Annotated in this window: 11 protein-coding genes and 1 riboswitch; of the genes, 8 read left to right on the forward strand and 3 right to left on the reverse strand. The window is 60.8% G+C overall.

What is annotated here, in order from left to right:
• Positions 1-98 precede the first annotated feature (98 nt).
• Positions 99-947 carry a hypothetical protein gene (locus IPM39_29075; protein MBK8990069.1) on the forward strand — a complete coding sequence of 283 codons (849 nt, stop codon included), beginning with the start codon at positions 99-101 and terminating at the stop codon, positions 945-947.
• A gap of 299 nt (positions 948-1,246) precedes the next feature.
• Entirely contained in the window at positions 1,247-3,454 is a 2,208-nt protein-coding gene (locus IPM39_29080; protein ID MBK8990070.1) for a hypothetical protein, read from the forward strand.
• A gap of 237 nt (positions 3,455-3,691) precedes the next feature.
• Here IPM39_29080 and IPM39_29085 read toward each other — a convergent pair whose 3' ends face one another.
• The 3 genes from IPM39_29085 to IPM39_29095 all read right to left on the reverse strand — a co-directional run bounded on the left by IPM39_29085 (position 3,692) and on the right by IPM39_29095 (position 6,545).
• Positions 3,692-4,495, reverse strand: coding sequence for a methyltransferase domain-containing protein (locus tag IPM39_29085; protein MBK8990071.1), 804 nt, complete (start codon positions 4,493-4,495; stop codon positions 3,692-3,694).
• 132 nt (positions 4,496-4,627) lie between these two features.
• Positions 4,628-5,293, reverse strand: coding sequence for a response regulator transcription factor (locus tag IPM39_29090; GenBank protein ID MBK8990072.1), 666 nt, complete (start codon positions 5,291-5,293; stop codon positions 4,628-4,630).
• A 43-nt stretch (positions 5,294-5,336) separates the two neighbouring features.
• A complete protein-coding gene (locus IPM39_29095; protein ID MBK8990073.1) occupies positions 5,337-6,545 on the reverse strand; it encodes a sensor histidine kinase in 1,209 nt (402 codons plus the stop codon).
• A gap of 169 nt (positions 6,546-6,714) precedes the next feature.
• Between IPM39_29095 and IPM39_29100 the strand changes: the two genes are divergently transcribed.
• From IPM39_29100 to IPM39_29125, 6 genes are all read left to right on the forward strand, one after another.
• Entirely contained in the window at positions 6,715-7,626 is a 912-nt protein-coding gene (locus tag IPM39_29100; protein MBK8990074.1) for an ABC transporter ATP-binding protein, read from the forward strand.
• A 50-nt stretch (positions 7,627-7,676) separates the two neighbouring features.
• A complete protein-coding gene (locus IPM39_29105) occupies positions 7,677-8,486 on the forward strand; it encodes an ABC transporter permease (GenBank protein MBK8990075.1) in 810 nt (269 codons plus the stop codon).
• Positions 8,487-8,845: 359 nt separating this feature from the next.
• Positions 8,846-9,253 carry a hypothetical protein gene (locus IPM39_29110; GenBank protein MBK8990076.1) on the forward strand — a complete coding sequence of 136 codons (408 nt, stop codon included), beginning with the start codon at positions 8,846-8,848 and terminating at the stop codon, positions 9,251-9,253.
• Between the two features lie 19 nt (positions 9,254-9,272).
• A riboswitch (cobalamin riboswitch) is annotated at positions 9,273-9,446 on the forward strand.
• Between the two features lie 267 nt (positions 9,447-9,713).
• The gene (locus IPM39_29115; GenBank protein ID MBK8990077.1) at positions 9,714-10,697 is read left to right on the forward strand and encodes an ABC transporter substrate-binding protein; all 984 of its coding nucleotides are present in this window, start codon (positions 9,714-9,716) and stop codon (positions 10,695-10,697) included.
• A 32-nt stretch (positions 10,698-10,729) separates the two neighbouring features.
• Entirely contained in the window at positions 10,730-11,761 is a 1,032-nt protein-coding gene (locus tag IPM39_29120; protein MBK8990078.1) for an iron ABC transporter permease, read from the forward strand.
• A gap of 36 nt (positions 11,762-11,797) precedes the next feature.
• On the forward strand, positions 11,798-12,652 hold the full coding sequence (locus IPM39_29125) for a heme ABC transporter ATP-binding protein (protein ID MBK8990079.1): 855 nt from the start codon (positions 11,798-11,800) through the stop codon (positions 12,650-12,652).
• Positions 12,653-12,672 lie beyond the last annotated feature (20 nt).

Here is a 12,672-nt window from a genome sequence, read left to right on the forward strand (position 1 = left end):
GCGGAACATCTTCCTTAAAAATTTACGCTGCCATTGTCATGCTGAGCGGAGTCTTCGGAGCGAAGCATCCCGCTCCTTAGCTGGCGGTGCTGATCGTCTTGCACGACCTGAACCTGGCGAGTTTGTACGCCGACCGGGTGGCGCTGTTGGTAGACGGCCGTTACCTGCTCATCCTCTTTGCCCATGGCTTGAGCGGTTTGCGAATGCAAAACAGCAGCATGATGCGCGAGCTGGCCAGTCATGGTTATGTCGTGGCGGCCATGGACCACACCTACGCCAACGCCATCACTATTTTCCCCGACGGCCGCGCCATCCTTTACGACCCGTGCCGTCTCTTTTCCGTCTTACCCAACTGCGCCACCAACTACGTGGACGGCAGCACCCTGGTGCGGCAGTGGGCCGACGATATGGCCTTTTTGCTGAACACCATCGCCGCCTGGGACGAGACGACCGGGGGCATCCTGGCGGGCAAGGTGGCAGTGGAGCGGGTAGGCGTGTTCGGCCACTCCACCGGCGGTGGGGCAGCGCTGCAATTTTGCCTGGACGACTCTCGCTGCGTCGCCGGATTGGGCCTGGACGCCTGGCTGCTGCCGGTTGACCGGCGGGCGTTAACCGAACCCCCGCCACAGCCGTTCCTCTTTCTCAACACGCCGGACTGGCTGGGTGCGGAGAACCAGGCTCACGGCCGCGCTCTGCTGGAAGCGCTGAACGTAGGCTTTGAGTTGACTCTGGCGGGGACGGGCCATTATGATTTTAGCGACATCGTCCTGCTCTCGCCGCTGACGGCCCGCCTGGGCATCTCCGGCGAAATTGACAGCCTGTACAGTTTGCAGCTGCAGAACCAGGTCGTTTTGTCCTTTTTCAACCGGTATCTGCGGCTGGCGGATGATGATTTCCTGGAACGGCCGTCGCCCTACCCGGAGTTGACGATCCGGCGGGTCAAGTGAAGATAGGCTGGGCGGGAACGGCCGTCGCTGCCTTCGGTCCGGCCCGGCGCTGTGGCTGTATCAGGCGCAGTTGAAGGAGAATCTATGAGCAAAGTTAACTCTCCATTGCCTACATCACAGCCCCCCAAAGCGCTTATAATAAAACTGCAAGTCCATCGTCGCTGCGGTCGGCGACTACCAAATTCGCATTAGGAGGTGATATTGAGCATATTCTGTTAGAATTTCTCCGCATCACACCCCGCATCAATCCTCCCTGGTCACTTTATTTACCTCAGTCCATGATCACTTAAAGGAGATAGATGATGAGTCACAAATCCGTTACACTTCGCTCAACGGCCGTTCTGCTCTTCTTCATCGCCATGTTGGCGGCCATTTTTTACACAGCCGGCCGCACAATTGCCCAAACGAATTCCCCAGACGCATCCCCAACCGTTCATCTCACCAGCAACGGTATCCGGCTGGAGAGCGGCCTTCCCCTGCCAGCATTCCAATTTTTGCCGCCGCAAGTCTCGGCCGATGGCTCCGTTCGCCCGCTAGGCGGTCGTTTTAGCGCCATCGGCCGGGTAATAGACCCCATCCAGGAGCCGTACCTCAACCAACCCCGCTTCACCGTCTTTAACGAAGACACCAACAGCGTCCTGGAGCAATATGGGGCAACCGGCGGATTCTACGCCTATAACTCAACCGAGGCATTTGGCGAAACATCGCGCGGCGGCGTTAATCCGGTTATCGCGCAGCAGTTAGCCTGCCAGGTTCTCTACGGCAACAATCAAATGCTGCTGCCGGACAATAGTCTCATCGGCACGCCTGATGTGCAGTTTTGTGACTACGATTTCAGCAGCAACCCGTATGACGTCTCTCCCATTCAGGCTGCTGCCGCCGACGCCGCCGGGCGTAGTTTGGGCAGCGCCGAGACCATCGGCATTGTGGTGCAGGTTCCGATGGTGGTGAAGACCGGCCAATTCAGCCAGGTGCCTCAGGTAGAACTTGGCGGCGCGGGCGGCCATATCTCGCTGCTGTTCCGCACTACCGATGTCACTGAAGGGGGCTTTTCGTTAGACAACCAGGTGCCGGGCTTGGGCGCGGTGGCGCTGCCTTTCTACGGCCGTTCGCTGCAATTTCTCGGCAACTTCCCCACTCGTGATCTGGCCGATGTGCAGACCGAAGTGGAAGCGCAGGTCGAAGGCAGCTACCCCGATGCGACCAGCATCAATGTGCCGCCGCCGGTCTTACGCTATATGGCTGGCGATGCCGCTCAGGCGCAAACTGTGTTGGAGCCGATGTTTGAGTTTGAAGATATTGAAGTGGTGGTGGACGGCGAGACGATCATCCTGCGCGGCATTATCATACCGGCGCTGGAAACGGGCAGCGGTGGCTTTGGGCCAGATGTAGCCATTATCTCCCCGGACGAAGGCAGCCCCTTTATGCCGGGAACGGCCGTTGACCTGACAGGTTCTATCACTGCCGGGCAAGCCCCCTACACCTACACCTGGAGCCTGAACGATGGCACGGTGCTGGCAGCAGGCACACTGGCTGTGCCAGGGGAAACTTCCACCACGGCCACCGATTTACCGGCCGATTCCCATGGCGGCTTCCCGGCCCCGATTATCGTCTTGCTGGAAGTGGAAGATGGCGTCGGCGCAGTGCGCCAGGATACGCTCACCCTTGTCCCGGCCGTCGCCCCCAGTCTCTATCTGCCAACTATCACAAAGAACAGCGCGGCCAGTTTGTCGGCCTCGACGACTCCCTTCCAACCCCTGGCTGAGCGTGGACCGGCAGCGATAACGGCCGTTTACCGCTTTGGCGTCCATGCCGGTTCCGACTATCCCCCCTACGGCGCAGGCGGCGCCGACCTCCCCGGCGTCATCCCCGACGCCTCTGGCTTCCGCACCGCCATGCTCAACTACGGCTGGACCTCCACCTACAATTGGTGGAACGCTTCCGCCTGGGAAAAAGATTGGCGGGATTGCGGTCTGGGCGGCATTGATTGTTCCCAGGGCGTAGACCGGGTAGATTTTGCCTACTACGCTGGTCATGCCGGCGCTGGTGGTCTCAGCCTGCCTTCCAACAAAGATAGCTCCTGGTTCGATGGGGCCAACGCCCGCTACTCCACCTTGCGCTGGGCCGGGTTTGCCGCCTGCCAACCCCTGCGCGTCCAGGGCTTCCCGGCCGGTTCAGAGCCAATCCGCCGCTGGTTCGGCGCATTCCAGGGCGCTCACATGCTGCTGGGCTATAACAGCAACATGCGCGATGTCGCCTTTGGCCCCCGCCTGGTAGACAACATGCGCCCCGTCACCTTCTTCGGCATTACCCTGTTCCAACGCAGCATTCGTGAGGCCTGGGTGCAAACCGCTTTCCAAATGAACGCCGGTAAACCGGCCTACATCTACGCCATCGGGACCAATGGTGTTAACCCGGTCAACAACGTGCTGCCGCGCTCTGGCGATCCGGCGCTGCCCCGGCCCTATCCGGTGGCTTCTTACAACTGGGTCTGGTGGAATGAGTAACTGAGCGCAAGTCGGGCGAGACGGGTGGGGATTGAGGTCTTGGTGAATTGTAAAGCATCTCCTGCAAAGTGCCGTGAACCATGCCGATTCGCGGAATATAGCTTCGTAGTGGGCATACGTCTCAGAACCTTGTCCGGGCCAGTCCGCCGACGGCCGTTCAACCAGCCTTCACCCACGCATAGCCCACTCCCCAATGATACGAGGCTTGCTTCCGGGGAAATGGCCTTGAGAGGGTGGTCATTTGGTGGTGTTAAGAGGAAGCAGCGTAGCCCTGGGGCTGTGCCCAGGCACAATCGGCGTGACAAGGTAAAAAACATACCCATACCAGGCTGAGTAGTGGCGGTACAGCTCAATCTCCGCCTGTTCCGCATCCAGAACGCGCTGCGCCTCGGTATTGTCCCCGTACTGCTCGCGCAGCGCGGTGATGCGTGCGGCTATGGGATGATAGTAATTGTCCCACCAGGCGCTCTCCGGCAGCACAAAATGGCCCAGGGCGCGATAGCCTGCGGCCGTCAGGCGGGCCAGATTCTCCTCGATGGTAGCCATTTCCGGGTACTCCATTCGCCAAAAAGCGGCGGCCTCGGCGGGCGGGTTCGGTTTCAGCCAGGTGAGATCGGTCACGGCGACAAAGCCGCCTGGCTTCAGCAATCTGCGCCACTCGCGCAGCCCTCGCTCAAAGCCGATGATGTAGATCGCCCCCTCCGACCAGATCAGGTCGAACGGCTCGGCGAAATCGAGGTCGAACATGGAGGCGTTCAGCGGTCGGATGCGCTCGGACAAGCCGGCCCGCGCTGCCCGGCGGGTCAGGTCGTCTAAGAAGGGCTGGTGGTTATCAACGGCCGTTATCATCCCCCCACTCGCCCGCGCCAACACCACCGTCTGCGCCCCAGGGCCGCAGCCAACATCCAGAATTCGGGGGGCGGGGGGCAGGTCGGGCAGCATAGCCAGGGCTTGCCGCGTCGCTTCATCGCTGCCGGGCGCTTCGCGGGGTAAATCGCGGTGAACGGCCCAGAAAATCTCTTGCGCGAATGAATGGGTCATCGTTTCTCCTTTTCACGTAAAACCCGGCTATAAACCGGCGCTGTCGTTGCGACAACTTGTCGTTGCGACAACTTGTCGTTGCGACAACTTGTCGTTGCGACGACTTGTCGTTGCGACTACTTGTCGTTGCGACTATTTGTCGTTGCGACTACTTGGCGAATGGGGCAACATGCCCCGCTGCATGGCGACGGCAATCGCCTCCGCCCGCGATTCTACCCCCATCTTGTTGTAGATGTTGGTCAGGTGGGCTTTCACGGTGCGCTCGGCCACGCCCAGCTGTTGGGCGATCTCTTTGTTGCGGTCGCCGCGGGCCACGGCCGTTAACACCATCAGCTCCCGCTCCGTCAGGGTTTCATCGGCAACGGCCGTTGTCCCTTGTTCGACCGGTTGCGGCTGCAGCGCCCGCTGCAAAATCTCCGGTTGCAGCAGCGTCTCCCCCTGCGCGGCGGCGCGAATGGTGCGAAACAGCGTCTCGCGGCCGGTATCCTTCAGCAAAAAGCTGCGCGCCCCCGCCTGCAACCCCTGGCGCAGCAGATCATCCTCGTTGTAGGTAGTCAGGATGATGATGGCGATTTCCGGCCATTGGGCGCGAATGTGGCCGATAGCTTCCAGGCCATCCATGCCCGGCATCCGCAAATCCATCAGCACGACATCCGGCTGTAATTCCCCGGCCAGGCGCACGGCCGTTGCCCCATCCGCCGCCTCGCCCACCACCGCAATATCCCCTTCCAGGCTGAGAATCAGCTGCAATCCCTCACGCACCACCAGATGGTCATCAACAATCAAGACGCGGATCATAAAACCTCTTTAGCGAGAGCGAGAGTACCCTCTTCCTCTAGCTCTAGCTCTCGCTCTGGCTTACTCTTAGGCGCAGGGTGGTTCCCGCGCCGGGCTGGCTTTCGATGCTGAATTGGCCGCCGGTTAGCCGCGCCCGTTCGCGCAGCCCGATCAGGCCATAATGCCCGGCCGGGGTAGACTGCTGCGGGTCGAAGCCCCGGCCATTGTCGCGCAGGGCGAGGTGATAACGGCCGTTATCCCCATCAATAGTCAGCCAAACGGCCGTTGCCTGGGCGTGGCGGGCCACATTACTCAACCCCTCGCGCACAAAACGGGCCGCCTGCTCCGCCCCCTGCTCATCTAACGCCCATGTCTCCGGCAGCACCAGATGGCAGGGGATGCCGGTCATCTGCGTAAACTGCGCCGCCTCGCGCTCAATCGTTTCTGGCAGCGATGCCGGGTAAGCGCGTAAATCGTCAATGGCGCGGCGAGCGTCTTGCAGCGTGGCGCGGGCGCGGCTCTTGGCCTGCGCGGCAATCTGCGCCGCGCGCTCTGGCTGCTCCCGCTCCAGGCTGGCTTCCAGCGCTTCCAGTTGCAATACCAACCCGGCTACCCCTTGCGCCAGGGTGTCGTGCAGCTCCCGTGCCATGCGCTGTCGCTCGGTTTGCAGCGTCAACTGCTCCACCCGCTGCGCGTATTCGGCCAACTGCCGGTGGGCCGCTTCCAATTCGCCCAGCAGCCTTTGCGCTTCCTGTCGGGCATTCATCTGCTGCACAAAAAGCAGCACATAGGTAAAGACAAAGAGCAGCATGACCGTGGCCAACATTAGCCAGGTGGTCAGCGCCTGCTCCCCGCCCACCCAGGCCAACGTCAGCAGCAGCAAGACCAGAAAGCCTACCAACGCCGCCAGGGAACGCCGCCAATCTTGCAGCATCCCCACCGTCTCCCCGGCCAAGGCCACAATCAGGCCAAAGGCGATGGCCGCGCTCTGGCTGAGCCACACCAGCGCCAGGATGAGCGCTACCTGGAGCGGCAGATAGGCGGCCAGGCGACGGCCGTCGGATACAAAGAAGGGGCTGAGCAGGTGCAGCAGGGCGTGGCCCCCCATAAGCAGGGTGAAGAAGATGACCTGGGGCGGTTGGCGCAGGCTGGGCGTCTCGTAGAGGGCGACGATGGCGAGGAAGGTCAGCGCGGCCAGCAGGATGATGAAAAACGGCCGTGTGGTACGCAGTTCCTCTCTGATTTGCGGGTCAATCGGCAAAAAACGGCTCATGGCCTCCATTATAACAGCATCTCCCCCGGTGGATATTGTCCGAAAGGGCATTGTACCAAAGGGCAGTCCCGGCCATGCCCAAAAGCGCGATGTGGCCGAGGCCGGACTTTGCTATCTTATAGGCGTTAGAGGCCGCGATTACCCCAATCTGCGGCACGAGGAGATACCGATGAACGACATCATGATTGAAGTAGAAGGATTGCGTAAACAATATGGCGATTTTGTCGCCGTGGCCGACGTGGGTTTCACGGTTCGGCGCGGCGAGATTTTTGGACTGCTTGGCCCCAACGGCGCGGGCAAAACCAGCGCGCTGGAATGCCTGGAAGGGATTCGCCAGCCAGACGCGGGCAAACTGCGGGTGGCGGGCATTGACCCCACCCGCGAAGCGCGTAAGCTGCGTCAGGTGATTGGGGTGCAGCTTCAGGCGGCCGGGCTGCCGGAAAGCATCACCCCGGATGAGGTGATGGCTCTCTTTTGCCGCTATCAGGCTGTTGCCCCGCGCTACGATTTACTGGAACGCTTTGGCCTGACAGTGAAGCGGCGCACCCAATTCCACCAGCTTTCCACCGGGCAGCAGCGCCGTTTGGCGTTGGCGCTGGCTATTGCCCACGAGCCGGCGGTGCTCTTCCTCGATGAGCCAACGGCCGGGCTGGACGTGAACTCGCGGGCGGAGCTGCATGGGGTGATGGGCGAACTGCGGCAGCAAGGGACAACCATCATCCTGGCGACCCACGACATGGCCGAGGCGGAGGCGTTGGCCGACCGGGTGGCGATTTTGCTGAACGGCCGTTTAGCCGCCAGCGGCGCCCCTCTGGAATTAACCGCCGCCGGGAACGGCCTGACGAAAGTCTCTGTCCATACCCGCGATGGGCTGCTGTTGGCAAACCACACCCCCATCCCGGCCGTGACGCAGCAAACGGTCAAAGAGCAGTACGCCATCTACTTCAGCCACAACATCGGCCAGACCGTCTCCGCCCTCATCGCCCACATCGCCGACCAGGGGGATGAACTGATAGATTTGCGCGTCGAACGGCCGTCGCTCGAAGACCGCTTCCTGGAACTAACCAACGAACGGCCGTAAGCCGTATTCCATGACCTGGCGACTACCCGACTTTAGACAAGGAGACTACCATGCACGCCTTTACCGCTCACTTCGCTTTTGAATTTCGCAGCGGCATCCGCAACAAAAACCTGCTGCTGCTCAACTACCTCTTTCCGCTCGGCTTCTACCTGATGATGGGGCTGATCATGACCGGCATCAACCCCCTCTTCCAGGACACCATCCTGCCGGCCATGACCCTCTTCGCCGTCCTGGCCGCCACCCTGCTCGGCCTGCCCGACCCGCTGGTCAACGCCCGCGAGAGCGGCATCTTCCGCAGCTACAAAATCAACGGCGTCCCGGCCGCCTCCATCCTGGCGATTCCGGCGCTGACCACCGCCCTGCACCTGACTGTGGTAATGGCGATTATCAGCCTGACGGCGCCGCTGCTGTTCGACGCCCCCACGCCGCAAAATTGGGGCGCGTTTCTGCTGGTCTTCGCCGTGGCGACCTTTGCCTGCGCCAGTTGGGGCGTCCTCATCGGCGTGGTCTCGCCCAGCACGCGGATGACGGTGCTGTATGCCCAGGCCGTCTTTCTGCCCTCCATGCTGATTGGCGGCCTGATGCTGCCCTATGGTATGCTGCCGGAAACGGCCGCTGCCTTCGCCCAACTCTTGCCCGCCACCCACGCCATGAACGCCTTCAACGGGCTGGCGATGGGCACAGGGGCCGACTTTAGCCCCTGGGGGTCGCTGGTTGTGCTGCTGCTGAGCGGGCTGTTGGCATTGGGGTTGGCGGGCTATCTGTTTAGCTGGGACAGCCGTAATACAGAGCGGCGGGGGCATCCGCTGCTGACGCTGCTGGTTTTAACGCCTTTTGTGGTGGGGTTACTGGTGTTCTAATTTGCTGAGGCAATTATGAAAACACACAGCAATTCTCAATTTGGCATGGGGGTATAGTCGGGGTGGGACGGCGCGGACAGGTAGCAGCCGCAGCGGACGGCATTTTCCCGCGCCGTCTCGCCCAATGGGACCCAAAGAGGGGCGAGACAGGCGGGAGGCCAGGCTTTGGTGATTGGCAAAGATGCTCCACCGCCTGTCCCGCCCTGACTATACCCCCATGCCAAATTGAGAATTGCTGGGATGGGATGTGTTGATGGTGAAACGGCCGTTTTTCCTCTCGCCTTCAAGCAAAAGACAGGGTAGGATTGTTGGCCTAGCGTAGCGCTTGAATTTGGGCACGTAGACAGAACGAGAAGCCAATGGTCCACAAAGAAGCAAAAGCCAGAATCAAAATCAACAAGCTGTTGGAACAAGCCGGATGGCGTTTTTTTGACGACAAAAACGGCCGTGCCAACATCCAGCTTGAACTCAACGCCAAAATCAGCCAAACACAGTTCGACGCCTTTGGCGAAAACTTTGAAAGCAGCCAAAACGGGTACGTGGATTTTCTGCTGCTCAACGAAAAAGGGCAGCCCCTTCAATGTCTTGGAAGCCAAATCGCCAGATCATCACCCGCTACCAGCAAAAAATCACAGAGCGCATCGCCCGCGTCTGGGGAGAATAGGCCAGCAATGGGCCAAACCAGCCGCGCCAGGATAACAAAAGCTGCTCGCGCCAAGATTGGTCCAATCTTCCCTTACGTTATAACCGATAATCAGGTAAAATAGGTTCTGTACTTTTCTAACTGAAAACCATTTGGATCGAGGCGCCTTAACCCCCGGATGGGTAGGCTCAATGGCGAAGCCGGTAACGTCTGTGGCAAATAAATTATTTGCTCGCAGAAAGAGTCCGGCGCTGTCCCGCAACTGTATTCCGCGTCAGCGGAGAGTCAGGTCGCCCACCTTGATCTAAGTTACCACACGCTTCGAGGACAAGGAGGTGGAACTGTGATTTGCAAACCCGGTTTCTTATCACACCATTGGTAAATTAAAATCAACCAATCTTAATCCACCCCCCGTCACATGATGGGGGGTTTTTTCGTTTAAAGGCAGATAGTCAATCATTGGAGAAGACTTCATGAGTGGGCTGCATCCACCACCACGAATGAAAACCCTGGGAGCGCAGGCGTCTCGCCTGCCGAAGCGGACGGGACGTCCGCGCTCCCATTTTCACAGGAGATAAACAAACATGAAAAAAAATAGCATCGGCCTCTGGCTGATATTGATGTTAGCGACGGTTTTTGGATTGAGCGGCTGCGGCGGGCAAACGGCCGTTTCCCCCACCGCCGAACCCACTGCTATACCCGCCGCCGTTGAACCAACGGCCGTATCCCCATCCCTCACCTTCACCGATGGCCTGGGCAATACCATCGAACTAGCCGGCCCGGCGCAGCGCATCATCTCCCTGGCCCCGTCCAATACCGAGGTTTTGTTCTATGTCGGCGCGGGGGCGCAGGTCGTGGGGCGTGATTCAGTGTCCGATTACCCGGAGGCAGCCCTGGCTGTGGCCGACATCGGCGGTGGTTTTGGCGAATTGGCGATGGAGACCATCATTGCCCTGGAACCCGACCTGGTGCTGGCAGCCGACATCACCCCACCGGAACAAATCAAAGCGCTTACCGATGTGGGGCTGACCGTGTATGCCCTGCCCAACCCCTTGACGTTAGACGACATGTTTAACAATCTGCGCACCGTCGCCCAACTGACCGGCCACCAGGCAGAGACAGAACGGTTGGTAGCCGATCTGGCGGCGCGAGTAACGGCCGTTACCGACAAAATTGCCACCGCCAGCGCCACCCCCCTGGTCTTTTATGAACTAGACAGCACCGACGCCAACGCCCCCTGGACGGCCGGGGCAGGCACGTTTGTGGATACGCTCATCACCATGGGCGGCGGCCAAAACGTGGGCGCGATGATGGACAGCGCCTGGGCGCAGATCAGCATCGAAGAGCTGCTGGTTCAGGACCCCGACGTGATTTTGTTGGGTGACTACACCTGGGGCGGTGTGACGCCGGAAGATGTGGCCGCCAGAGAGGCGTGGCAAGGGTTAACGGCCGTGCAAAACAATACCATCTACACCTTCGACGACAACACCGTCAGCCGCCCCGGCCCGCGCCTGGTAGATGGCCTGGAAGCGATGGCCAAAGCGCTGCACCCCGAGTTGTTTGAATAGATTGTTTGATGGTGGGGTAATAAGGACGTTACATGGCCCATTCCCGATTTCGCCCCTACCTCATCAACAGCCTGCTGCTGGTCCTGGCGCTGCTGGCCAGCGTGGCCATTGGCGCGGTGTACATCGCGCCGGCAACCGTGCTGCGCATTTTCCTGGGGCATCTTCCTGGGGTGAACATGGCGGGGGATTGGCCGGCAACGGCCGTCACCATCATCATGCAAGTGCGCCTGCCCCACACTGTGTTGGTCGCCCTGACCGGGGCGGCGCTGGCCGGCAGCGGCGCGGCCTACCAGGGCCTTTTTCGCAACCCACTGGCCGACCCGTACCTGATCGGCGTGGCCTCCGGCGCCGGTCTGGGCGCGGTATTGGCAATGTCGCGCAGTTGGCCGACAAACTGGCTGGCGTTGTACGCCGTACCGGTGGCCGCTTTTCTGGGGGCCGTCGTTACCATTATCATCGTCTACACGCTGGCCAGGACTGGGCCAACCCTGCAAACCACCACCCTGATTCTGGCTGGCGTGGCCTTTAGCTCCTTCGCCACCGCCCTGACCTCATTCCTGATGCTGCGCTCCAACGCTGAACTGCGCCGGGCGCTGGGCTGGCTGTTGGGCGGTTCCATTCTCAGCGGCTGGACGCCGGTGTTGGCGATGCTGCCCTATGTCACCGTGGGCCTGCTGCTGCTGCTGACGATGGGCCACACCCTGAACGTGCTGCAATTTGGCGATGACCAGGCGCAGCAAATGGGTCTCAACGTCGAGCGCAGCAAACGCCTGCTCATCATCGCCGCTTCGCTGACGACGGCCGCGGCGGTGGCTTTTTCCGGCATCATCGGCTTTGTTGGCCTGATTGTGCCCCATTTGGTGCGGCTGCTCTGGGGGCCGGACTATCGGCATCTGACGCCGCTGTCCATCATTGGCGGCGGCACACTGCTGCTGCTGGCCGACATTCTGGCGCGGGTGGTGCTGGCTCCCCAGGTTTTGCCGGTGGGCGTGGTGACAGCCCTGGCCGGCGCGCCCTTCTTCTTATGGATTTTGTACCGGGCGAAGGCGAAGGTAATGTGGTAGAGGAAGAAGGGGAATTTATGACAAAGGATGGCCGAGATGTTAGAAATTAAGAACCTGTCAGCAGCCTATGGCAGCCGTATTATCCTACAAGACATATCGCTCAACATCGCGCCGGGGCAAATTCTGGCGGTGATTGGGCCGAATGGGGCGGGCAAATCTACGCTGGTGCGGGCGGTGAGCGGCGTACTGCCGGCGCAAAAGGGGCAGGTGTCTATTGGCGGACGGCCGTTACACAGCCTCACCGCCAACCAACGCGCCCGCTGTCTGGCCGTCGTGCCCCAGGCGCGCCAACTGCCCGGCGCGTTCACCGTCTACGAAACCATTCTACTGGGGCGCACCGCTTACCTGGGCTGGTTGGGCAAAACCGGCAGCCAGGACCACGAACAGGCCCAGTGGGCCTTGCAGCGCACCCGCCTTACTGATCTGGCCGCTCGCAAAGTGGGCGAACTATCCGGCGGCGAGCAGCAGCGCGTGCTGCTGGCGCGGGCGCTGGCCCAGGCCGCCCCGGTTTTGCTGCTGGACGAGCCGACGACCCATCTGGACTTGCAGCACCAATCGGGCCTGCTCAATTTGCTGCGTGAGCTGGCGCTGGAGCAAAAGCTGGCGGTGCTGATCGTCTTGCACGACCTGAACCTGGCGAGTTTGTACGCCGACCGGGTAGCGCTCTTGGTAGACGGCCGTATCCAGGCCATCGGTTCGCCCGCTGACGTGTTGACCAGCAGCAGTTTAACGGCCGTCTTCCAGGTCCCCATCGAAGTGATCCCCCATCCCGCCTATGGCACGCCGCTGGTGCTGCCAGACGGCGTCGCCAACCTGCCCAGCCTCAGGCCAACCCCGCCGACAGCGGCCGTCAGCCAGGCGCCAACCGCACACTGGCAGCCTTTGGCCTGAAAACAGCCAAAATTTCAGGT

The sequence above is a fragment of the Candidatus Leptovillus gracilis genome (assembly GCA_016716065.1).
GTDB classification, from domain to species: Bacteria; Chloroflexota; Anaerolineae; order Promineifilales; family Promineifilaceae; genus Leptovillus; species Leptovillus gracilis.

Bases quoted from the DNA above. Each gene is read 5' to 3' on its own strand.
- IPM39_29080 (MBK8990070.1), top strand. From the start codon at position 1,247: ATGATGAGTCACAAATCCGTTACACTTCGCTCAACGGCCGTTCTGCTC.
- IPM39_29085 (MBK8990071.1), bottom strand. From the start codon at position 4,495: ATGACCCATTCATTCGCGCAAGAGATTTTCTGGGCCGTTCACCGCGAT.
- IPM39_29090 (MBK8990072.1), bottom strand. From the start codon at position 5,293: ATGATCCGCGTCTTGATTGTTGATGACCATCTGGTGGTGCGTGAGGGA.
- IPM39_29095 (MBK8990073.1), bottom strand. From the start codon at position 6,545: ATGAGCCGTTTTTTGCCGATTGACCCGCAAATCAGAGAGGAACTGCGT.
- IPM39_29100 (MBK8990074.1), top strand. From the start codon at position 6,715: ATGAACGACATCATGATTGAAGTAGAAGGATTGCGTAAACAATATGGC.
- IPM39_29105 (MBK8990075.1), top strand. From the start codon at position 7,677: ATGCACGCCTTTACCGCTCACTTCGCTTTTGAATTTCGCAGCGGCATC.
- IPM39_29110 (MBK8990076.1), top strand. From the start codon at position 8,846: ATGGTCCACAAAGAAGCAAAAGCCAGAATCAAAATCAACAAGCTGTTG.
- IPM39_29115 (MBK8990077.1), top strand. From the start codon at position 9,714: ATGAAAAAAAATAGCATCGGCCTCTGGCTGATATTGATGTTAGCGACG.
- IPM39_29120 (MBK8990078.1), top strand. From the start codon at position 10,730: ATGGCCCATTCCCGATTTCGCCCCTACCTCATCAACAGCCTGCTGCTG.
- IPM39_29125 (MBK8990079.1), top strand. From the start codon at position 11,798: ATGTTAGAAATTAAGAACCTGTCAGCAGCCTATGGCAGCCGTATTATC.